Annotated in this window: 20 protein-coding genes; 1 reads left to right on the forward strand and 19 read right to left on the reverse strand. The window is 37.2% G+C overall.

What is annotated here, in order from left to right; genetic code table 11:
* Positions 1–5: 5 nt before the first annotated feature.
* The 10 genes from N7Z68_RS00595 to N7Z68_RS00640 all read right to left on the reverse strand — a co-directional run bounded on the left by N7Z68_RS00595 (position 6) and on the right by N7Z68_RS00640 (position 12,152).
* Positions 6–992, reverse strand: coding sequence for a phosphotriesterase family protein (locus N7Z68_RS00595; protein WP_275116513.1), 987 nt, complete (start codon positions 990–992; stop codon positions 6–8).
* A gap of 25 nt (positions 993–1,017) precedes the next feature.
* On the reverse strand, positions 1,018–2,622 hold the full coding sequence (locus N7Z68_RS00600; protein ID WP_275116514.1) for a class I adenylate-forming enzyme family protein: 1,605 nt from the start codon (positions 2,620–2,622) through the stop codon (positions 1,018–1,020).
* Positions 2,623–2,906: 284 nt separating this feature from the next.
* A complete protein-coding gene (locus tag N7Z68_RS00605) occupies positions 2,907–6,488 on the reverse strand; it encodes a dynamin family protein (RefSeq protein WP_275116515.1) in 3,582 nt (1,193 codons plus the stop codon).
* A gap of 158 nt (positions 6,489–6,646) precedes the next feature.
* The gene (locus N7Z68_RS00610; protein WP_275116516.1) at positions 6,647–7,156 is read right to left on the reverse strand and encodes a YpoC family protein; all 510 of its coding nucleotides are present in this window, start codon (positions 7,154–7,156) and stop codon (positions 6,647–6,649) included.
* Positions 7,156–7,815 (reverse strand): endonuclease III, encoded by a 660-nt coding sequence (nth, locus tag N7Z68_RS00615; RefSeq protein ID WP_275116517.1) that lies wholly within the window; start codon positions 7,813–7,815, stop codon positions 7,156–7,158. Before nth ends, N7Z68_RS00610 begins: the two co-directional genes overlap by 1 nt.
* A 19-nt stretch (positions 7,816–7,834) precedes the next feature.
* The gene (locus tag N7Z68_RS00620) at positions 7,835–8,533 is read right to left on the reverse strand and encodes a DnaD domain-containing protein (RefSeq protein WP_275116518.1); all 699 of its coding nucleotides are present in this window, start codon (positions 8,531–8,533) and stop codon (positions 7,835–7,837) included.
* A 207-nt stretch (positions 8,534–8,740) separates the two neighbouring features.
* Complete coding sequence (gene asnS / locus N7Z68_RS00625; RefSeq protein ID WP_275116519.1) at positions 8,741–10,036, reverse strand: asparagine--tRNA ligase; 1,296 nt, start codon at positions 10,034–10,036, stop codon at positions 8,741–8,743.
* A 153-nt stretch (positions 10,037–10,189) separates the two neighbouring features.
* Positions 10,190–11,374: a pyridoxal phosphate-dependent aminotransferase gene (locus N7Z68_RS00630; RefSeq protein WP_275116520.1), complete on the reverse strand. Its 1,185-nt coding sequence runs from the start codon at positions 11,372–11,374 to the stop codon at positions 10,190–10,192.
* A gap of 100 nt (positions 11,375–11,474) precedes the next feature.
* Positions 11,475–11,963 (reverse strand): cell wall elongation regulator TseB-like domain-containing protein, encoded by a 489-nt coding sequence (locus N7Z68_RS00635; protein WP_275116521.1) that lies wholly within the window; start codon positions 11,961–11,963, stop codon positions 11,475–11,477.
* An 18-nt stretch (positions 11,964–11,981) separates the two neighbouring features.
* Positions 11,982–12,152: a YpmA family protein gene (locus N7Z68_RS00640; RefSeq protein WP_275116522.1), complete on the reverse strand. Its 171-nt coding sequence runs from the start codon at positions 12,150–12,152 to the stop codon at positions 11,982–11,984.
* 111 nt (positions 12,153–12,263) lie between these two features.
* Here N7Z68_RS00640 and N7Z68_RS00645 point away from each other — a divergent pair, with 111 nt between their 5' ends.
* Positions 12,264–12,434 carry a hypothetical protein gene (locus N7Z68_RS00645; protein WP_275116523.1) on the forward strand — a complete coding sequence of 57 codons (171 nt, stop codon included), beginning with the start codon at positions 12,264–12,266 and terminating at the stop codon, positions 12,432–12,434.
* Between the two features lie 72 nt (positions 12,435–12,506).
* Here the strand turns inward: N7Z68_RS00645 and N7Z68_RS00650 are convergent, their stop codons facing one another.
* From N7Z68_RS00650 to N7Z68_RS00690, 9 genes are all read right to left on the reverse strand, one after another.
* Positions 12,507–13,811, reverse strand: coding sequence for an amidohydrolase (locus tag N7Z68_RS00650; protein WP_275116524.1), 1,305 nt, complete (start codon positions 13,809–13,811; stop codon positions 12,507–12,509).
* Positions 13,812–13,861: 50 nt separating this feature from the next.
* Positions 13,862–14,746, reverse strand: a complete 885-nt coding sequence (locus N7Z68_RS00655) for a ComEC/Rec2 family competence protein (RefSeq protein ID WP_275116525.1) — start codon at positions 14,744–14,746, stop codon at positions 13,862–13,864.
* 107 nt (positions 14,747–14,853) lie between these two features.
* Positions 14,854–17,667, reverse strand: a complete 2,814-nt coding sequence (gene dinG, locus N7Z68_RS00660) for an ATP-dependent DNA helicase DinG (protein ID WP_275116526.1) — start codon at positions 17,665–17,667, stop codon at positions 14,854–14,856.
* 36 nt (positions 17,668–17,703) lie between these two features.
* Positions 17,704–18,741: a tetratricopeptide repeat protein gene (locus N7Z68_RS00665; RefSeq protein ID WP_275116527.1), complete on the reverse strand. Its 1,038-nt coding sequence runs from the start codon at positions 18,739–18,741 to the stop codon at positions 17,704–17,706.
* Between the two features lie 77 nt (positions 18,742–18,818).
* The gene (panD, locus tag N7Z68_RS00670; RefSeq protein WP_275116528.1) at positions 18,819–19,202 is read right to left on the reverse strand and encodes an aspartate 1-decarboxylase; all 384 of its coding nucleotides are present in this window, start codon (positions 19,200–19,202) and stop codon (positions 18,819–18,821) included.
* A 45-nt stretch (positions 19,203–19,247) separates the two neighbouring features.
* The gene (panC, locus tag N7Z68_RS00675) at positions 19,248–20,096 is read right to left on the reverse strand and encodes a pantoate--beta-alanine ligase (protein ID WP_275116529.1); all 849 of its coding nucleotides are present in this window, start codon (positions 20,094–20,096) and stop codon (positions 19,248–19,250) included.
* 3 nt (positions 20,097–20,099) lie between these two features.
* Positions 20,100–20,936, reverse strand: coding sequence for a 3-methyl-2-oxobutanoate hydroxymethyltransferase (gene panB, locus N7Z68_RS00680; protein ID WP_275116530.1), 837 nt, complete (start codon positions 20,934–20,936; stop codon positions 20,100–20,102).
* A 290-nt stretch (positions 20,937–21,226) separates the two neighbouring features.
* Positions 21,227–22,195, reverse strand: a complete 969-nt coding sequence (locus N7Z68_RS00685; RefSeq protein WP_275116905.1) for a biotin--[acetyl-CoA-carboxylase] ligase — start codon at positions 22,193–22,195, stop codon at positions 21,227–21,229.
* Positions 22,158–23,366, reverse strand: a complete 1,209-nt coding sequence (locus tag N7Z68_RS00690; RefSeq protein ID WP_275116531.1) for a CCA tRNA nucleotidyltransferase — start codon at positions 23,364–23,366, stop codon at positions 22,158–22,160. The genes N7Z68_RS00685 and N7Z68_RS00690 overlap by 38 nt, the downstream gene beginning before the upstream one ends.
* Positions 23,367–23,379: the final 13 nt, after the last annotated feature.

The raw sequence follows: 23,379 nt of genomic DNA on the forward strand, positions 1-23,379 counted from the left end.
CAATTTTATGCCTCATTTCCACCAAAGATTTGCTTTGGATTTTGAACTAGTATTGTATTGATTTGATCTTCAGAAACGCCTCTTTCTTTAAGGACTGGAATGATATTCTCAAAAATATGCGTCATATGCCAATTAGTAACTAAACTCCCTAGCTCCGCAGGAAATTCAGGAGATTTCCCTAACCAAACATTTACTTTATCATGGGACATCATTAGTTGCTCAGCATATCCAGCCCCTATTAAACCTAATAGTACACCAATTCGGTCACTATCCATTGGTGCCCCTACAAATCCTTGTATACCAAAACGGTCAAACCCTACATAAACCCCATGTTCCAGTGTACGTATATGGTATCTTAAATCCGTATTCCCATCCATATGACCAATTAGAATACGTTTAGGGTCCGCCCCTTCAGAAACGAGCAGTTCAGCTTGTTCAGGTCCCATTGTTCCTTCCTGTGTATGTGTAATGATCGTTACCCCTGTTTCCTGTTGTACTTTTGCCGCAACCTTAAAAAACATTCTCTCATACTCTGTTATTCTATCTTTTCCTGAGCCTAGTTTAATAACTCCAGCTTTTATACCCGTATCACCTATTCCCTCTGTAAGCTCTCTCATATACATTTCATAGATTTCTTCTTCTGCTGTACCTAACGCTTGTTTAAATTTAAAATAAGCCGGAGCCCCTTCTCCTTCATAATAGTATCCCGTTGAACAAATAATATTAAGCCCTGTTTTTTCAGCAATCAGCTTCAATAATTCTGGGTCTCTTCCCGTATCATTCGGTGTAGCATCTACTATCGTTTTTACCCCGTGTGCCTTTACTTTTGAAGCCGTCTCGATACTAGCTCTTAAGATTTCATCTTTATCCACTGGATATAAAGAATTGCCGTAAAAACCAGGATAACCAAAAAAGAAATGCTCATGCATTAATGTTTTACCAAGGTCCTCCACTGCAACCGGTCCAAGCACTGTGTTTACTGTCTTACTCATTTTTACTTCCCCCTTTTTTGTAAACTTACGGAATGTATCTTAATTCAGTCTTGATCACTTTCCCATTTGGGTTTCTTGGCAATACGTCCATGATTTCAACATAAGTTGGGACTTTATAGTTTGCCAGTCGATCTCGAACCCATTGTCTAACTTCTTCCACTGTTAAGCCTTCACCCTTACGAGGGACCACACAAGCTTTAACGACTTCACCATATGTTTCATCCGGTACTCCAACAACAGCTGTTTCCATAATTTTTTGATTGGAGTACAATACCTCCTCCAGTTCAACGGAATATATCTTTTCACCACCACGATTGATCATATCTTTAATTCTATCTTTAATTGTAATAATGCCCTTTTCATCGACAACTCCTAGGTCCCCTGATGAAAACCATCCACCTTTAATTGCTTTTGTAGTCGCTTCTTCATTCTCCCAGTACTTTTGAATGACCATCGGCCCTTTAAATATCAATTCTCCTACTTCTCCTGGAGCCAACTCTTTCTTCGTTTCAGGATCTACTACTTTTACTTCAGCAACTGGCACTGTAGGTCCTACTGCAGCTATCTCTTGCAGTTGCACCTCATGAGGCATAATAACGACAGGAGATGACGTTTCTGTTAATCCATAGGAATTATGCAATTCAATTGCTGGAACCCATTTTTTTAGTGCTTTTAACGTCTCACTCGGCATAGGAGCGCCTCCAAAACCACCTACTCGTAGGTGAGATACATCATATGTATCATGGTCTGGATCTAGCAATGTCATAACATAAACCGTAGGTGAGGCAATGACATGGGTGATTTGTTCATCCTGTAATGTTTGTAGAAATTCTTTAGGTCTAAACATTGATAGGAGGACTGCCTTCCCGCCTAAAAATATAAATGGTACTAACTGTGCGGCTAGACCTGTAATATGAAACACAGGAACAGCAATGACTGTGTTATCAGCGGATGATAGATTATAACAATACTTGTAATTCAATGCCGTATGAATCATATTGAAATGTGAAATTAAAGCCCCTTTTGGTCTGCCAGTTGTACCAGATGTATACATAATAAATGCGCTATCATGTTCGTCAACTGCTGCGTCTATGATCGTTTCAGCCGGAGTATTTACGAGATTAATATATGGTTTTGTTCCTTCTGGAATTTTTGTATCTGTAATAAATACATGTTCAACGTTTGTCTCTTCGACTACAAATTTAAGATTCGGCCACCATTCTAGATTAGCAATAATCATTCTTGCTCCAGAGTTGTTGATCATGTACTTTAATTCCTGAGACTTTAATTTTGTATTTAAGGGCACAGCTATGGCTCCGAGTTGCAAGATCGCATAGACACTAACTACAAATGGGATACCATTCATTAACAATAGTGCAATTCGATCTCCCTTTTGGACTCCATACTTATATTTGAATTGATAAGCTGCATTATTTACTTGCTCTTGTAATTGCCGATAAGTCAATCGTTTATTTTGATGAACGACTGCTATTTTATCTGGATAACATTTAACACTTTCAGTTAATGTTTCACTAATGTTAGAAGGCCTTTCCTTGTAAACCTTCATCGGAACACCAGCTACTTCTTCCTCATGTATTAACCTTTCAACTTCATTCCAATATTTTTGCATATCTCTCCTCCTTTTCTTTTTTATTCATTCTGTAACATAAAAGATTTAGCTACATTATGTAAGCGCTTTCTGAATTCTGTTCATTCTAGCAATTTCCTTATATACCTATTCTAACATCCTAAATTTATTCTTAAATTAAACAAGTTTAAGCTCCGACTGAGGCTTCAGTATGTTCACTGTTAAAGTATCTCGATAAAAAGACGACTATAAATCCACTTCCTGAATTTAAGTCGTCTTTTTTCTTATCTATAATTGATACTATTTAAGATGTACACACAATCCTTTTAGTAAACAAACCTCTTTAGCTCATCATATTCATTAATTAACGCTGATTTGGCTTCTGCATCGAACAAAGCTTCGAATCGATTAAGCTCGTTTTCTATAGCCTCTTTTAAACGTTGTTTTAAGTCTTGTTCAATCGTTTGAAGCTTTTGTTCAAATTCATTAGACATTTTCTTCGAGCTTAAATTGATCATTTCTCTAGAATTTTCTACCCCGTCAGCGACAATTAATTCTTTAAATTGTTTTACTGCACCATTTTCAAAGAAATCCTTTTTAGATTTCAACATTGGCAGATACTTCTTCGTATCTATGGATAGAGCCATTTCATTTAGCTCCACTGAAATGGCAGCTATTTCAATTTCCGCTTCACAATAGAGGTACGGCAGCTCTTTTTGGAGCAAGGTAATTTGATCACTAAGCCAGCTTTTCGCACGCGCTTTCATTTTTTCTTCCATTCGAATAACGGTTGCTTCTAGCTCTTGTTTTAAGAAGTATTCCCCTAAGCCGCGCCATTCTTTAATCGCTCCAGTCAACTGTTCATGAAGTTCCTTTTTACTATTGCCAGTCAATACAGCTACGTTAATTGCACTCGCAAAGTAATCATTTAAGACGAAGCGCATTCGATCGCGTAAATATAAAACAAGTTGATCAAATTCCATTAGTATATCTCTTAATGCAAAGGAGAACGATGCCTTGTGAACATTATCTATTTCAATCTCCACTGTTTGCTTGAGTTTTTCATGCTTAAGCTTTTGCTCATTAGCCTCTTCGTTCATAAATGAAATACTATCTTTTATCTTATTCGTAAACTGCCTCAGCTCTTCAGTGATCATCTTGACACTTAGTTGTTTTAGTTCTAAGATCGTATATTCATAAAACGAACGTTCAAACGCAGCAAATGTAGTTTCAGTTTGAAGTTGTTCTTTTTTAGCTTGCAGCCCTTCTTTACTAGAAAGGTGATACAACCTTGGTTTTTCAATTCCATTGCGTCTCAATTGATCATACACGTGTTTTCGAACGCCATTTAACTCTCCTTCACTACTTGCTAAATCCGCAGCGTTGATAACAAAATAAAGCTTATCATGACCAAAGCTTTCATTAACTTTCCCCATCTGTTGAAGGAAATATTGGTCAGCTTTTGAGAAGGCATGGTTATAATACGTTAAATAGAAAATAGCATCAGATTGGCGCATTTGTTGGAAAGCCACATTTGTATGGCGCCCATGGATTGAGTTAACACCTGGTGTATCTACAAGAATAATTCCTTTTTTCGTAATTGCACTATCAAAGTATATATTCACTTTTTCAATTAAACACGCTTTACTTTCTTCAGCAACTAATGATTGCATTTCTTCGTGAGACACACTAAATTCACTGCCTAACTTCCATTCAGTAGAAGCCACACTTTGCTGAATGGTTAACAAATACTCGGCATATGTTTTTTGCCAACTAGAAACATAGTCTTTCATATTCGGCTTCCATTGTGAAAGTCGTTCAAGATCTAACGATTCATCTAGTTGCTCACTGACAGATCTAATCTCGTGATTTAATGCATCTACCGATTTTACTGTAACCTTCGCTGTTCCATGAGCGTGATCTGCAGTTGATTGTTCAACTGTATTCACCGTTGCCGTTGTTGGATTCGGTGACACCGGCAGAATATTTTCTCCTAATAAAGCATTCGCAAAGCTTGATTTACCTGCGCTGAATGCACCAAACAAAGAAATGATAAACGTTTGATTTTCATAACGATTAATTCGTTCAATTAAGTGATTTCGTTCATGAGAAACGATTACTTGATCTTTGTGATCATGTAGAACATTCTTAATCGAGTTTAACCATGTCAACGTTTCTTCTTCAGAAAAATCAATTGTTGACTTTTCTTCTGTCACTTCCCAACTCGTATCAATAACCCCTTCTTCTGGTAAGATCACATTAGCAAATCCATTTTCTAGTTTTTCAGGGTACGATTGATTCGAAGCATGTTTAATCGTTTCATTGTATTCTCGTTCTGGTGGATACGTAGCTATTTGCTCTTTAACCACCTCGATATTTTTGTCAAAGTCCGCTTTAACTTGATTTACTTGATCCACATATTTCTCAATGTTTTTAAACTTAGCTAATTGGGTTTCTATCGATTTTTGCTCTACACGATAAGCTTCCTTTAACCCTTCAATTTGTAAATCCACAATTTCTCTCGCCTTGTTACGAATGTCTCTTACAATCATTGAAGTAATTTCTTTTGAAAACGCAAACACATAATCACGACTTGCATGATCGGATTTAACATTCTTTTTCAACAAATCATCTGTTACTTCAAATGACAACTGATTAATCGCTGCTTCCAATTCTTCTACGTTTGTTAATTTCATGCGGTTAATCTTTTGAAAATAAGCTTGAACATGGAATAACAATTGTGATTTCACCTTATCTTGCAAGTCTTGGACGAGTAATCTTAATCGTTCGTTTTGTTCTTCCTGTGTCTTTTTCTTTGTAAATAAGAGACCTACTTTAAAGCCAGGTTGAATACTTTCAATCCAATTTCTCGCAAGATCTGTCGTTGTATAAGGGAATAAGATAACATCTTTAAAGAGACCGCCTAATTCGTCATCAAACGATTTATAAATTGCCTTATCATATTGGCGAACTTCTACTAGTTTTGTTTTTAGATGTTGCTGCTCATCTAATTGGGATACCTCATAACCTTTTTCTTTCATCTCATCTAGCAGTTGATCAACTGCATCCAGTTTGTCTTCTTGCAGGCGATTTTCAACTGCTTGATAAAAACCTTGTTCTAGTCGTAACCTTGATCCATTTAACAACTTATCACTATGAAAAAGTAATGATTTAATCGTCTTTTCAAACGTCTTAAATTGATTTAATGGATGGTCTGGTTTTTTCATCGTTGTAAAAAATAATCCTAAATGACGGATCTCCCAACGACTAAATACATCTTGCACCGATTGTCTAAATACGGACAACGGGATTTCTTGTTCATTATGCTTATCTACTTGGTTTATGATGATATAAATCGGTTTCTTTTCAAGTGAAAGCTGTTTTAAAAAGTATAAATTCGTTTCTGATTGAACATGGTTGTAATCCATAACATAAACAATAGCATCCGTTGTATACAATTGATCAACTGTTACTGCTTCATGCGATTCATCTGTAGAATCGACACCTGGTGTATCAAGAATACAGCTATGTTCCCCTAAAAAAGGCAACGGTGCCGTAATGACCATATTTGAAATTTCATTGCCATTCATTCCCCATTCACGTACTTGTGTCCAAGGAATTTCACCTTTCCACTGCTTTTGCTCGCCGTCTTTCGTATGTAGTGTTAAGCCTAACTCTCCATTCTTAATTCCGATAATGTTAGCACTTGTAGGAATTGGGCTTGTCGGTAACACTTCCGCTCCAAGTAATGTATTCAATATCGTTGATTTACCTGCAGAAAAGTGTCCACAAAAAGCAACCTCAAATGTTTTTTTATCTTGTTTTTCTGCTAATTTCTCCAGACGATATCGTTCTTCTTGAGAGTACGGAATTAATTCTGTTTTTAATTTTTCTTTTACAACTGTCATATGTCTCCACACCATCCTTATCCCTTTACTATAACGAATTTTCTAAAAAATGAGAAGAACGTAATTAAATTTTTGGACAGATGTTATGCAACTCAGTTCTTCTATAGCATGAACTATTTATATGGATATGTGAGGTGCTGCACGAAAGTGATTTTTTCTTAATTCATTTTTGTTATTGAGCGATAATACATTTTCTCAGTTTCCTCAAATAAGGCTTTTAATTGATTATAAGAATGAAAATGTCCCGGGTCTTTAAGTATAAAAGAAAGTCGTTCACTGATATTAATCGGTTTGTAATCGAGTTGGTTGATGTGATGTTCCAATTGCTCAAGAGTTGTAACAGGAACATGGTTCGTCCAGTATATCGCTTGAATTAACTGCGCAACCATCCGGACCATTAATGGTTTGACTATTTTTGGATCGCGTTTCGAATACAGTTCACTGAGCTTATCTCTTGTTTCCTTCCATTGTACAAACAGCTCGGGTACATAGGTGTTTGAGTTTGACTCAAACCACGGGTTTCTATTCGGTTCACCTAGTGCCTCGAGCATATCATCATTAAATAAAACAGTTGATGCCTCTTCTGGACTAATCGAACTAAACTTAGTTTCTTCTACATAGAACGGGAATACACGAAAGGATAAAGGAACAGGGTAATTTTTTTGCATTACCCCTTTACTCCTTTGGCTTTCATTCGTTTTTTTCCTTCTCGACAAATATCTAATAAAGGACAAATCTCACATTGTGGAGATTGCGCTTTACAATGATAACGGCCAAAAAAAATGAGTCGATGATGAGTAACCGACCATTGTTCTTCCGGAATTTTTTTCATTAATGTTTCTTCCACTTCACGTACATTATCTTTCCAACGGCAGATGCCTAATCGCTTGGATACCCGTTCAACATGTGTATCAACTGCAATGGCAGGTGTATCAAACGCAACAGATACGACAACGTTTGCTGTCTTCCGTCCAACTCCTGCTAATTTCATAAGCTCATCACGTTCAGTAGGTATTTCACCGTTATACTGTTCAATTAATGATTGCGCCAGTTTTTTAATATTTTTTGCTTTACTGCGAAATAATCCAATTCGACGTATATCATTTTCTAATTCTTCTAAAGGCACAGCTACATAATCTTCAGGAGTTTTATACTTTGCAAACAAACCTGGAGTTACTTTGTTAACGAGCGCATCGGTTGCCTGAGCTGATAAAAGTACAGCAATTGTGAGCTCCAGGGGATTAGAATGTGTTAATTCACATTCTGCCTCGGGAAACATGTTCCCCATCGTTTCTAGTACATACTGAATATCTTTTTTCGTAAGCATGATTCATTGACCTCCATAACTACTTCTCTAACCAGTTATAAGTAGGAAAAGGTTCCACTTTTCGTTTTTCTTGTGTTGGTTGCTTTGATTGTTGATACTTGCGGAATTTCTCACCGTATGCGCGGGCTTGTTGTAATGTTTGGACACCGTTTTTCTTCCACTCAAATAAAATTCGATCGATGTATCGAAAGTTTAATTTTCCTGAAACGACAGACTCACGTAGTGCGGCACGGATGATTTCTGGTGAATGATGGTCCTGGTCTAGCCACATCGCTAACGTTTCACATTCAATCGGTGACAGTGGGCGACTGAATTCCTGTTCAAAAACGGTGTAGATGTTAAACTCTTCTTGTTTTTTCAATTCATTTTCCTGCTCTATTTTTTCATTAGTCATTACGTGAATTAACTTTTCCCATAACGGATCAATACTGTATGATTCAAAGAGGATGCCATTTTCATCTACATGTTCCTCAATCGATAGATACCCTTTTTTCAATAATTGACCGAGAATCGTAGCACATTCTGATGAGGACGGACCTCTCTCTGACAAATCTTCTGGAGTCGGAAATGGATGTTGCTCTGATAAAAAATCATATACTTGAAGAAGCAGAACAAATTCTTCCTCGTTTAATCCTATTTTTCGATAATTTTTTAGTAAAAGCTTTGGGACTGATAGTTGACCTTCAGTAATCCATTGCATTAAAAAACGTTTATTCATAAAAACACCTCTTGAATATTATAACATGGAACTTCATCAACATCATTTGGCATAACTCGACAGTTTTCCCTTTTATGAACTGTATTACTTTTCGGTTCTCAGCATTAATAAATGTAGCAACAAAAAGGATCAGACACTTTTAGCTGCTTCCATAGCTATAAGGTCTGACCCTTTATTCATTTTAACAATGTCTTGCTATCTTATTGTTTAAGGATATAGACGGTTGAGCAGTCGAGGGAACGGAATTGTTTCACGAACGTGTTCTGCTCCGCAAATCCATGCTACCGTTCGTTCAAGTCCTAATCCAAATCCAGAATGAGGTACAGAACCGTACTTACGCAGCTCGGCGTACCATTGATAAGCAGCTGGGTCTAGATCGTGTTCTTTCATTCTTTCAGCAAGCAGATCATAATCATGTATACGTTCTGAGCCGCCAATGATTTCTCCGTAGCCTTCTGGAGCAATCATATCAGCACAAAGAACGACTTTGTCGTTGTTCGGATCTGGTTGCATATAGAATGGTTTTAAGCTAGTTGGATAATGTGTAATGAACACGGGCTTATCATACGTTTCTGCAATGGCTGTTTCGTGTGGTGCGCCGAAATCATCACCCCATTTAATATCATCAAAGCCTTTTTCATGTAAAAGCTTAATTGCATCATCATACGTAATCCTAGGAAATGGTGCAACGATATTTTCAAGCTTACTCGTATCTCTACCTAATGCGTTTAATTCAATCTTACAATTCTTTAATACAGATTGAACGACGTGTGCAACATATTCTTCTTGCACTTTTAAGCTATCTTCAAACTCGTAGAAAGCCATCTCTGGTTCAATCATCCAAAATTCAATGAGATGCCGACGAGTCTTTGATTTTTCTGCACGGAAGGTTGGACCAAATGAGAATACTTTTCCGAGAGCCATAGCTGCTGCTTCCATATAAAGTTGTCCGCTTTGGGAAAGATATGCATCTTCATCAAAGTATTTTGTTGCAAATAATTCAGTTGTTCCTTCTGGAGCACTTCCTGTCAGAATTGGAGGATCCACTTTTACAAATCCTTCTTTATTAAAGAATTCGTATGTTGCACGAATGATTTCATTTCGTACTTTCATATTAGCATGCTGTTTTTTAGAACGTAACCATAAGTGACGGTGATCCATTAAAAATTCTGTACCGTGCTCTTTTGGTGTGATTGGATAATCTACCGCTTCGTGAATCACGTCCACATTTGTTACTGTTAATTCAAAACCAGATGGGGCTCTTTCATCTTCTCGAACAATACCTGTTACATACAACGAAGATTCTTGAGTTAAATTTTTAGCTTTTAAAAATATATCTTCTCCAACTTCTGCCTTTACAACAACACCTTGTATAAATCCAGTTCCATCTCTCAATTGTAAAAATGCAATTTTCCCGCTTGAGCGTTTGTTAGCTAACCAAGCACCTATTTTGACCTCTTGTCCGACAAATTGCCCGACCGTTGAAATCGTCGTCTTATTCACTATTTTCCCTCCAGAAATATATGTATATTTTCTATGTATAAATGTATATATACCAACAACCATTATACAAGCTTTTACTAACCTTGAGCAAGTTTTCATATTGAGAAAAGGTTGACAGCACTTCTCAGCACGTCAACCTTCAAAATGAATTTTTTACTTACTCTTTTTTTCGATGAAACGCTCAATTCTTGTCAATGCTTCTTGAATTGCTTCAAGTGATGTAGCATAAGACAGACGAACATTTTCTGGTGCCCCAAAACCTGATCCAGGTACGAGAGCTACCTTCTCTTCGTCTAATAAAGCTGTTACCCAGTCATCAACATTGTCATACCCGCAGTTTGTAGCAGCTTCTATAGCATTTGGGAACAAGTAGAAGGCACCTTTTGGTTTCACGCATGAAAGGCCAGGAATTGCGACTAACTGCTCATATACTTTGTGAAGTCGCCCTTCGAATGCTTGACGCATATTTTCAACTGATCCATCGTCTTCTGTGTACGCTGCAATCGTACCAAATTGTGCATTCGCTGTTGGGTTTGATGTACTATGACTTGCAAGGTTTGTCATTGCTTTAATGATTTCTACATTACCAGCCGCATAACCGATTCTCCAACCTGTCATGGAGTGCGATTTAGACACCCCATTAATAATGATGGTTTGTTCTTTCAATTCATCAGAAAGTTGAGCAATCGATGTGTGAACAGCTCCATCGTATACAAGCTTTTCATAGATCTCATCTGAAACGATAAGTATGTCATGCTTTAAACAAACTTCTCCAAGTTCTCTCATTTCTTCTTCGCTGTACATCGATCCCGTTGGATTACTTGGCGAATTTAAAATAAATGCTTTCGTTCGATCAGTTATTGCAGCCTCCAATTGTTCTTTCGTTACTTTAAATTCATTGCTTTCTTTTCCTTCAATGTAAACTGGCTTTCCGTCTGCAAGTTTAACTTGCTCAGGGTAACTAACCCAATAAGGAGTAGGAATAATAACCTCGTCCCCTTCATCTAATATCGCTTGGAAAAGTGTATAAAGAGCATGTTTTGCTCCAGAACAAACGATAATTTCGTTTGCTGAATATGTAATGTTTTGGTCCTCTTTAAATTTACCGATAACAGCATCTTTTAATTTTGGTAAACCGCCAGAAGGTGTATATTTGGTTTGACCTTCTTCCATTGATTTTACTGCAGCGTCAATAATATATTGTGGAGTGTTAAAGTCAGGTTCACCCGCACCTAATCCGATCACATCGTGGCCCTGTTCACGAAGTGCTTTTGCTTTTGCTGTAATTGCTAACGTCGATGATGGCGTTAATGTTGAAACTCTTTTCGCTAACTTCATTTTCTCTCCTCTTTTCTCTTCTACATTTAGATCCATACTATTACTATAATCATTGTAAAAACATGAATCAACCGTTATCTGAAAAATTCAATCACTCGATTTAATCATCTGCCTTTAGGCTATACCTTTTTACAAATGTACCATCTTCAAAGGTAATATAATAAAAAGAATATCGGTCATTTTCGTCTATATATGTAATTTCGTATATAGGTAAACGATTTTCTAGTCCAAGGCGGACAGCAAGAAGCTTTTTAGGGGCTAATTCATTTATCGCAAATTGTCTAACTTGTTCTTTGCTTAATCCAGCGTTTGCTGGTTTGACAACAACGCTCTCATCCTCTTGTCCAACCCAAACGATAAAATTCTCTCCGCCCTCTTCTTGTTGACCTTTAATGACTACATATGGTTCAGTACCATGGTAAAATGAAACATTCTGAATAATACTTACTTCTGTTTCGCCCAATACCCTCGCTATTGCCAATTGTTCTTGCTCTGTAATCGGGGAACGCATGCTTTGGTAAAAGTATATTGAAATCCCGATAGCTGCGAGTAAAAACACGCATACAATTGTTATAACCCACTTTTTCATAAGCTAATCACCAATTCTTTATGTTCGATAAATGGTAAATACCATCTTATTTGCTTCTTCATCATCTAAAGCCAGTCCAAACATGAGATCTTTTTCTTTTAACGTTCGATTTAGAGCATCAACCACTTTATATACATCCGGTGACTTTTCTATCTTTACTGTAGATAAAACAACCATTTTTTGTTCCATAATTACTCCTCCAAAAATAATAACTTCTTCCTATTTGAGTAACCATTTCTAACATACAGATTGGACAAAAGGCTATACTATAAGTAAGCTCCCATAAAGGAGGAGTTGCATTTGAAAAACAATCAAATACAATGGCCTTACGCTCAGCTCTCAACAGCTGAACAGTTCCAACTCGAAAAAGAATGGTTCTCTCTTTCGTCTCCAGTACGTTCCAACCAAGCAAAAAAGATAAGATGCAGTATAAGACAGACTCAATTTCCATCGCTTCTAAATCGCGGGTAAAACAGTAACAAAAAAATAACTCCTACTCACACCTCATTAATCCTGTATCCTAATGGTACAGGATTTATTACATTATTTGAGCATCTTCCTATAGTGATCGTTACATTCAGTTATAATCTTTTCTTCATCAAGGTATAAACACTCTCTGTTTTTAACTAGTTGCTTACCTTTGACATACACATCTATTACATCTGCACCACTCGCTGAGTAAACGAGATGAGACAAGGCATTCATTGCCGGTTGAAGATGTGCTTGCTGTTCCTGCATTATGATAAAGTCTGCGTCTAGTCCTTTTTCAATTGACCCTATTGTATTTCGTAATCCTAACGCCTTTGCTCCATTAACAGTAATTAACTTAATTCCTTCTGCTGACTTTACCGCAGTTGGATCTTGATTGATTCCTTTTTGCAGTAAGATAGCTGTTCTCATTTCCTGAATTAAGTCAAGGTTATTATTGGATGCGACACTATCAGTTCCAATGGAAACAGTAATTCCTTTTGAGAGCATTTTTTGAATAGATGCGATGCCTGAACCAAGCTTTAAATTACTCATTGGATTATGAGAAACTGCAACTTGATGTTCAGTAAGAATCTCCAATTCTTCATCATTTACATGAACGGCATGAGCGACTAGTGAAGCCCCATCAAAAAATCCAGTACTTTGTAAAAGTTCGACTGGCCGCTTTCCATATTTATTTACACTTTCCTCAACTTCTTGAGCCGTCTCAGACATGTGAGTATGAACAGGAACACCTAGTGTCCTCGCTTCACTTGCAATCTCCGCAATATAATCAGGCGGACATAAATAAGGTGAATGTGGAGACAGCATCGTTGTTATTCGTCCATCCCCTTTTCCGTGCCAACTTTTAGCTATTGTCATCGCTTCGTCGAGCTTAGCTATTTGCTCTTCTCTACTGCATAAACCAATAATTCCACGGGTGATAACAGCTCTCATACCTATTTCATCAACGACATTAGCAATATCATCAAGAAACAAATGATACATATCAAGGAATGTTGTTGTTCCAGACTTCAGCATTTCAACCATCGCTAATTTTGAGCTTACGATTACAGCTTCTCTAGTTAGCTTTTGCTCCATTGGCCACATTTTTTCTTGCAGCCACCGCTTAAGCGGTAAATCATCAGAATGACCTCGCAACAGCGTCATTGGTGTATGCCCGTGCGTATTTATTAATCCTGGAAGGAGCCACCTTCCATTCAAATTATAAAAGTTGGCTTCTTCTGTTCCAATATGATCAGGATAGCCTGAACCGACCTCAATAAATTTTCCAGCTCTTACATGTACATAGCCTGATGAATAAACTTCATCTTTCTCATTAGCTGTAATAATGACGCCGTTATAAAAAACTTTGTCCATACTTATGTGAATCCTTTCTCTTCTAATTCATTCTCTAAGCGCTAATCTTTTCAATTCGATACGGCAATATGAAACTCCTGCCCACTTGCCCGTACTGTCCAGATTTCATAGTTTTCTAACGTACACTTAATCGATACTGCACCAATTTTTTTCGTTTGATACACATCAATCCATGTTTCCTGTAGCCGTTCCAAAACATATTCGCTCGGCCTTTTTCCCTCAAGCGAAAAAAGAATGGCCACTTGTGGATCAACTTCTTGAAGAAATTCTTGTGACGTGCCCTTAGAGCTTCCAAAATGACCGACTTTTAGAATCGTTGATTTCAGATCATAATGGGAAGCCAGCAGTTCCTCTATTTCAGCATCTGCAAGCCCCATATATAATGTCCGGTGTTCTCCATATGTAAAAGAAAGAACTAAACATGGTTCAAGCCCTTCATTCTCACCTGTAAATAACACTTCAGTCTTTAAATTAGGAAGAACTTCATGCTTGTCTCCTTCTTTCCAACCGACTATTTTTCCGGTGTTTTCCTTTAATTGAGGTTCTATCATTCCTTTCCCAGCATCAGGAACTATAATGGAAGAGATTTGATAATGATCAACAAGCCAAGTTATATTCCCGCTATATTCCTCACCCATATTCGTTACAATTAGTGAATCTATTGTTTCAACATGATACATATGTAACTTTCTCGCCAATTCTATTTGTGAAGATGAGTCGCCGGTATTAATTAAGACAGTTCCTCCTTGTCCGGATTGAATTAATGTTGCTTCACCACTTGGAAGATCAAAGTAGGTAAATGCCAGTTCGTCATCACCTAAAGAAAATTCAACCTCCAGTTCATTTGTTACATTTACTACTGATACTACCTGACAACCAGCTAAAAAAAGCAAGCAAAAAAAGAAGCATGCCAGCCGTTTAATAAGCATCTGCATACGCGAAACCTCCGAATTTTCCATTAACCATATTAGTTTGTAACAAAAATCAAAACTTATGTTACTAAAACTAATGTATGCTTGTTGTTCGCGTATAATGATTTTACTTACGACCGATACCACTCTTTTAAATCCGTTAGTAACTCGTTGGTGTTCATCTTTAAGACAGGGACATCTGCTATGGATTGTAAGAACATTTTCCCGTAGCGTGTTAAAGTTACTCTTTGATCCATTACAACGATCACACCTCGATCACTCTCCGAACGAATGAGTCTTCCTACTCCTTGTTTAAATCTTATAATTGCTTGTGGCAAAGCTAAATTCATAAACGGGTTTTTTCCTTCTAATTTCATATGTTCCGATCGTGCCTGTAAAACCGGATCATCAGGTGGAGAAAAAGGCAGGCGAACGATGACTAAACAACTTAAATCCTCACCAGGAATATCAATTCCTTCCCAAAAACTACTTGTACCAAAAAGAATGGCTTGGTCACTTTGCTTAAACGTTTTTATTAACTTTGTTCGGCTGCCACTATTAATTCCTTGTCCAATTAAATAAAATTCGTCTTCTTCCATTCGATCTTTTATGATCTGGTACGTCTCTTTTAACATCTTAAAGGATGTAAATAAAATGAGCATTCGACCTTTTGTTACATGAGCGAGCCTTATAATCTTTTCTGCAGTATCTGAAACAAACAAATCAGGTTCCTCATTAATGCTGAATGTATCTGTTGGAATATACAACTTGGACTGACTGCTGTAATCAAAAGGAGAAGGAATCATAAGCGACTTTGGTCCGAAATCTTCCAATCCCAACCGTTCAATAAAGTAAGAAAATGATTCTTTTACAGACAGTGTAGCAGATGTGAGAATAACTGAGTCTTTTTTAGTGAAAAATTCATCAGCTAAAGTTTCTTTTAATTGCACTTGCTTTTTAAACAAGTATGTCGCATTTTTCGCTCCCTTTTCCTCAATTTCAATCCAATATACTGCATTAGGATCATATTCTAAAAGGAGTTGCTCGATGTTCTGTTTCATTTCTTCAAAATCATTAGTTACTCCTTGGAAATCAGTAATCGTTCCTCTGTTTTCCCAAGATAGGTCGTCTATGTTGTCATTTAATTTTTGAACGTATTGTTGTAATTGTTCGTTTAACTCTTTTAAGAAAGTGTGAACGCGAAGACCACACTCTAATATACTCTGCCATAACGAACCTTGCTCATTAGGTGCACAATAACGATAAGATAACCGCCCTACCTCTGTCGACGATTTTTTCATTTTCAGGACGTAACTATGCAACATACGAAACAGCTCATCGATTTCAAATTTACACGTTTCAATTTTCATCTCTAAGGCTTTCTTCTCGATCGTTGGAACTTGACCGCATTTTTCATACAAAGAGAAAATAGATTCTTTCGAATTAGCCAATCGATTAAATAAAAACGCCATTTGATGAAAGTCAGTCGATACCCCTAAGTGATTACTTGCTACGTCTTCAAAATGATGCGCTTCATCAATCACGGCTTGCGAATAACTTGGAATAATCGAATGATTTTGGGCAACATCTGTAAATAACAGTGCATGATTTGTAATAATAACATCAGCTTTTTGAGCCATTTTTTTTGCATGCTGATAAAAACATCTTGAAAACCAAGGACATTGTGGTCCGGAGCAAGAATTAGGCTCACTTTGAATTTCCAGCCAGAAACTTCGCCCGCCAGAAGGTAAATTTAATTCTTCTACATCACCTGTAGTCGTTTCTGTAAGCCATATTAATATTTGTCCTTTTGATAGTAAAGTATCGTAATTATCATCTAAATGGCTTTGTAATTTCTGTTCGAACTTTCTTAGACATAAATAATGACTTCTTCCTTTTAGCAGCGCCACCTTAAATGTGAATGGCAACATTTTTTTTAGTGCCGGGATATCTCTATCTAATAATTGTTGCTGTAACAGAATAGTATGAGTACTAACTACCACCCTACGTCCAAAAGTTTTAGCATAGAATACCGATGGAATTAAGTAGCCTAGTGATTTACCTGTACCGGTACCTGCCTCAACTAAAAGGTGACTTCTGTTTTCATAGGCATCAGAAACGGCTTCAATCATTTCTAACTGCCCTGTACGCACTGTATAATTGGGGAAAATCTTTTTCATTTCACCTAGGTTTGTGAATATATCTTCAACAAAGGACTTGAGCTGCGGCTGTGCAATTAAAACTTCTTCTTCCACACTTACTTCCAGCTTTTTTTTCCTAATTGCTATTTGGCGGTAAATATCAAAATTCTGCTCATCCTCTTCGTTAAAGCTTGTCAGCTTATTACTGATTAGAGGATCTAACAAGATATCAAAATCACTTTTTAGTCGTGTGGTGATCTCTTTTAATTTTTGTAGCGTAATTAGCGGTAACCCTTCTAACTTATGTATCATTTTCAATAATAACAAGGCAGTGACTTCTGCATCACTATCTGCTTGATGAGGGCGATCATGTTGAAAATTAAAGCTTTCAGCTAATTGCTGCAGCTTATAACTCTCCTCATTTGGCAATAGCAATCGAGATAGTTCAACTGTATCTAAGATGGGGCCTTGGAAAGGAAGATAACCCACCTCATCGAGCTGGGCTTGTAAAAATGATAAATCAAATTGAACATTATGAGCAACAAAGTAGGAACCCTCTAACATTTGCAGTAACTCAGGTATCACTTGTTCAAAAGTAGGTGCCAGCGCCACCATCTCATCAGATATCCCCGTTAATGACTCAATGAATGGCGGGATCTTCATTTGCGGATTAACAAATGAAGTAAAGCGCTCAATAATCTCGCCGTCTTGAACTAACACTGCACCTATTTGAATAATCCGATCTTGTTGAGCGGAATGACCGGTTGTTTCTATATCTACAACGACAAAGCGTGTTTCTTTCACGAGTTTTCACCTCTCGAGTGACTAATCTTCTTTTATTTAAAATATTCGCTCCAATAATGGGTGAGAAAAGTTCAGCTGATTACAATACGATCGTACTTTTTCAAACTTTGCTTTCTCGCCCCAGGCTTGTAATAACCATAAATACGATATCCAACAATTGACTTGGTACGGATTTTCTTGAATTAAAAACATAAAAAGCTTGTCTGCACTTTGACGCATATCCATTAATCCGTAATTCCAAGCTAACCCATGATAAACTTCAGTATCGTCAAAGCCTAGTGCAAGTAACCGTTTATAACAATGGATGGCTCCAGTATAATAGCCCATCCACTCCATCTCGTATGCTAATGTTTGCAACATTCCTTTTGTCTCAACGAGTTGTAACCCTGTAATCCATGTTTGACAAGCTTGATCATACTCATCTAATTCTACATAACAGCGACCTAGAAAGTAGTATGCTTCACCATCTTCAGGAAGTAACTCAATGGCTTTTTTAAAATAAGGTAAGGCCAAGCCTGGTTGGTGCTGTAAAAAGTGACACATTCCTAAATTATACACTACATCGGAATTGTTGGTAAGTGATAAGGACTTTTCAAAATAGGTAATCGCTTCATCATATTTTTCTTGTTGTGCCATTAAACAACCAAGACCAACATAAGCAAAATGTTGACTCCAAATCGACTCTTTACTATGAATTAAGAATAGAAACCACTCTTTAGCCTTATCATAATTTTGTACGTATAAGTATGAATAAGCGAGATATAATTTGACAATGGGATGTCGATGGTCCTGTATTTCTATTAAAAATTCTTCAATTGCTTGTTCAAATAAATCCAATTTGAAGTAGGAAGTGCCTTTTGAAGAATAACGCGTACACTCATAGGAAAAATTTTTTATTTCACTTTTTAATTCATGCAATTCTTCGTCCATTTCAACCCATTTATCTAAGACGGCTTCGTTTAATTTCGCCAGTTCATTAATGTAATCATTACGTTCATCTTCCCCAATTTTCTTCCAATTATTTTTCAATTGTTTCATCATCATTTCCCATTGCTTGATTTCTATTTTTTGCATGAAAAATCCCCCCTCATAGATGCTGTTATCCAACAGTTTTCATCTAACGAGAGGGGATTATGTTAGTAATAGTTGCCTTACAATACAGTGGAAGCAGGCTCTGTTCCAATCATTTCAACTATTTCATTTTTTTCATTCATTATAGCGACTTTTGGTTCATGTTCTAATACTTTCTCTTCTCCCACAAGTGCATAAGCAATAACGATGATCACATCATCTTCTTGTACAAGTCGTGCTGCAGCACCATTTACACAGAAAACTTTACTTCCTCTTGGCCCAGCAATTACATAAGTCTCAAAACGTTGTCCGTTGTTGTTATTTACGATTTGTACTTTTTCATTTTCAAGGATATTAACTTGGTCCATAATATCTTCATCGATTGTGATACTACCTACATAATTTAAGTTGGCCTCAGTAACACGGGCACGGTGAATTTTTGATTTCATCATTGTACGAAACATTGTTTGTTCTCCTCCTTGTTCTCCCCAATTAATAACTCCCTGTGCTTATTCTATCTCTAGTACGATATTATCAATTAATCGGGCTTTTGAATATTGTTGAGCAATGGCAATAATCACTTTTCCTTCCAATTGCTCTAAATGATTTAGTTCCGGATACGTTAACAGTTCAATGTAATCGATAGTTCCTGAACTATTTGTTTCCAAGAATGTTGTCATTTCTTCCTGAATACGCTCTGTCTTACGTTCCCCTTGTGCAATCAGCTTTTTTGCCAATTGTAAACTGTTATAAATAGAAACAGCTTCTTTTCTTTCCACGTCTGTTAAGTTGACATTTCGTGAGCTTTTAGCAAGACCATCTTCTTCACGAAGGGTCGGACAGCCGATTAGACTTACTTGTAAATTAAAATCACGAATCATTTTTTCAATTACAGCGACTTGTTGAGCATCTTTCATACCAAAGTAAGCTCGATCGGGTGTAACAATGTTAAATAACTTTAAAACCACTGTAGCGACACCATCAAAATGTCCTGGTCGACTTTTTCCACAAAGTACACTTACTCCTTCATGAACGATAACCTTCATCGCCGACTCTGTCGGGTACATTTCTTTAACATTTGGATAAAATAAAATATTAACACCAGCATTTCGCGCTAATCGACTGTCCCGTTCAAAGTTTCTTGGATACCGGTCAAAGTCTTCATTAGGACCAAATTGAAGAGGGTTGACAAAAATACTCATGACAACCAGATCACATTCTTTTTGGGCTTGATCCACAAGGCTCAGATGACCTTCATGCAGGAATCCCATCGTTGGAACAAAGCCGACAACGCTTTCATTTCTTTTTGCTTCTTTGATTAAGTTTTGTAATTCTTGTACGGTTTCTACAATTTTCATTATCTATTTTACGCCTCCATAAAGATGCGCAAGATGCTCTTCATTCATCGTAAACGTATGTTTATCTTCTGGAAACTGCTTATTTTTCACTTCCGAAACGTAATCAGAAACAGCTTCTTGAATGACAGGTGAAATGTTTGCATACTTCTTTACAAACTTTGGAACAAACTCTCCACCATAACCGATAACATCATGGTAAACTAACACTTGCCCGTCTGTATCAGCACCAGCACCAATTCCTATAACTGGAATAGACAGCTGTTTACTAATATATTCTCCTAATTGTTTAGGAACACATTCCAGAACTAGTGCGATTGCTCCAGCTCTTTCCACTTTATTGGCATCTTCAATGAGCTCGTTTGCACTTTCTTTATCTTTACCTTGAACTTTATAGCCACCTAGCACACCTACAGATTGTGGAGTTAAGCCTAAATGAGCCACAACAGGTACACCTGCTTTTGTTAACATTTCAATCGTTTGAATTACTTCCCCATTGCCTTCTACTTTGACTGCATGTGCTCCACCTTCTTGCATAAGACGTTTCGCATTATTCATCGTCTCACTAATGGAGCTATGGTACGTTAGAAAGGGCATATCCGTAACAATAAACGTTTGTTTTGCACCACGTTTTACTGCTTTTGTATGCAAAATCATATCCTCTAACGTAACAGGAACAGTTGAGTCATAGCCTAGTACGACCATTCCAAGTGAGTCACCAACTAAAATCATGTCCACTCCAGCCTGTTCGACTAACTTCGCTGATGGTGCATCATAAGCAGTTATCATTGCAATTTTCTCATTTGCTTCTTTCATCTTCTTAAAATCTGTTGATGTTTTCATCGTTTCTCCCCCTTTTTAATATAGAGGAAACTGAATAAACCGACAGGCTAAGATGTAAAAAAATCCTTCTTTCCACACTGGAAGAAGGATTCAAAGGAATTATAATTCAACACTGTAAAACAGTTGATCGGTTTAATTCATCCCTCTGTCCCAGTCCTAAATGGATCAAGGCAGACTACATAGGTTTAAAATTGTGTGTATAAGTAGTTTTATCCAAAAGGTGCAGTTCTAATGGATACTGCCCATATCATGAGTATAACAAAATGTAGCAGATTTGTAACAACTTTTTATTATTTTATTTCAATATCTGCGGAATAAATTTGATGCACAACTTGGTCATCATCTTCTAATAAAAGTACACCATCATTTGTAATGCCTTTTGCTACTCCCTCAATAGTCCCTTGTATAGTTCGAGCAACAATTCGTTTTCCAAGACTTATTGCATAACTTTCCCACTGTGGTTTAATCACATCAAAGCCTTCAAGAAGATATTGCTCATATAATGATTCTAACTCGTAGAAAACACTACTCATTAATTTCGCTCGACTAACTTCTTCACCTTTGGCAATCGCTAAAGAGGTAGCTATTTCACGAAGTTCAGATGAAAACTGTTCACGTTTATGATTGACATTAATTCCTATTCCGATAATCACAGAATGCACATAGTCTGGCTCGGATTGCATTTCCGTTAGTATGCCCACAATCTTTTTGCCGTTCAGTAAAATATCGTTGGGCCACTTAATACTACATTGTAAACCAGTTGTTTTCTCAATCCCTCTTACAACTGCAACTGCAGCAAGCAGTGTTAGTTGGGGTGCTTTCTGTGGCGATACTTTGGGACGTAAAATAATACTCATTGAGATACTTGTCCCAATCGGTGAATGCCAAACACGGCCAAGCCTTCCTTTTCCTGATGTTTGTTCATCAGCAATTACTACGTGTCCTTCGACAGCCCCTTCTTGTGCTAAACGATGGGCAACCTCTTGTGTAGACGGTAGTGATTCATGATAAGTAAGCTCTTGCCCGATTTTCTCAGTTTGTAAGTAAACCTTTATTTCATGTGGTGAAATGGTATTTGGTCTTGTTTTAATCCTATATCCTTTTCTAGGAACTGCCTCCACTTCATACCCACTCTTACGAAGTTCCTCAATATGTTTCCATATCGCCGTCCTTGAGCAACCTAAATGTTTACTAATCTTTTCCCCAGATACAAAGCCAGATTCATTTTCTGACAGCATCTCCAAAAGCTTCTCCTTCATCATTGAACTCCCTCTCTTTCATTAGCCAAGCTATTAATTCCTTTGGGTCATTTGCAACGGTTTGTGCTAATACTGCCTTTTCTGCTTTTACTAGCAGTTGTTCAATCCAAGCCCCCTGCTCTTTTTGAAAGGACTGTACGAGTAATTGTCCATTTAGATTTAAATCACGGCGACTTTTTATAGGTAATTCATTGTGCCATCTAATTAAGGCCTGTTCATTATGTACATGGTTTTCTTCCGGTTGTAAGGTGAAGAGTAACCGCCCTAATTTTAAGCTATTTTCCAGACCGATTTCGTACAGAAGCTCGTTTGACCATCCGCTGTTTTCATAAGTATTTAATGCTCCTAGCAACCGAATGACTTGCTGAACAAACGACTTTGATTTTTTTACAGCTTTCAAATAATTCAATAGTTCTTGTTCAGTTTGGTCAACAAATAAAAAGGCTGCCCAAACTTCTTCAAGTGAGCAAAGATTTTGAAGTTGCATCGCAGCTAAGTCTTCTAAAGCTTGTTCTTTGCCCTTTAAAAATGACAGGTGTTGTGTCAAACCTAAGGATAAGAGGTAATGAAGACCTCGTGAGTACGATCTTGCCTTTACTAATTTATCGAATTCAGTAATTACTCTTTCAACTGCTGCTTTTTCAATTAAACTGCGACACTCGATAATTGCATCTAATGTTTTCTTTTCAATTTCAAAGTTCAATTGACTACTAAAACGGCACGCACGAAGCATTCGTAAGGGGTCCTCTACAAAGCGTTCCGTTCCATTTTCAACAGCACGAATCAACTGATTTTCAAGATCACGGCAAAAGTCGTATGGGTCAATTAACTCCATATTTTCGTTCATTGCCATTGCATTGATGGTAAAATCTCGTTTCTGCAAATCTTCAAGTAAAGTATTTCTACCGTCAGAAACAGAACGAAAAGTGGTTACTTCAAAAGACCGTTCTTCCATGCGAACAATAACTGTTCCATGCTCTTTACCTAAGGGAACCGTTACTTCGAAAAGTTGTTCAATGAGCTCTACAGGTGCAGATGTCGTAATATCGATATCATGAACCGGTCGTTGTAAGAGAAAATCTCTAACTGCACCACCGACAAAGTAAGCTTCATATCCTTGTTGCTTTATCGTTTGAATAACTTTTGATCCAATTAAAAATAACGGTTCCATAATGTTGCCCCTC

This window comes from Alkalihalobacterium chitinilyticum, from assembly GCF_029028005.1.
Taxonomy (GTDB): Bacteria; Bacillota; Bacilli; order Bacillales; family Bacillaceae_F; genus Alkalihalobacterium; species Alkalihalobacterium chitinilyticum.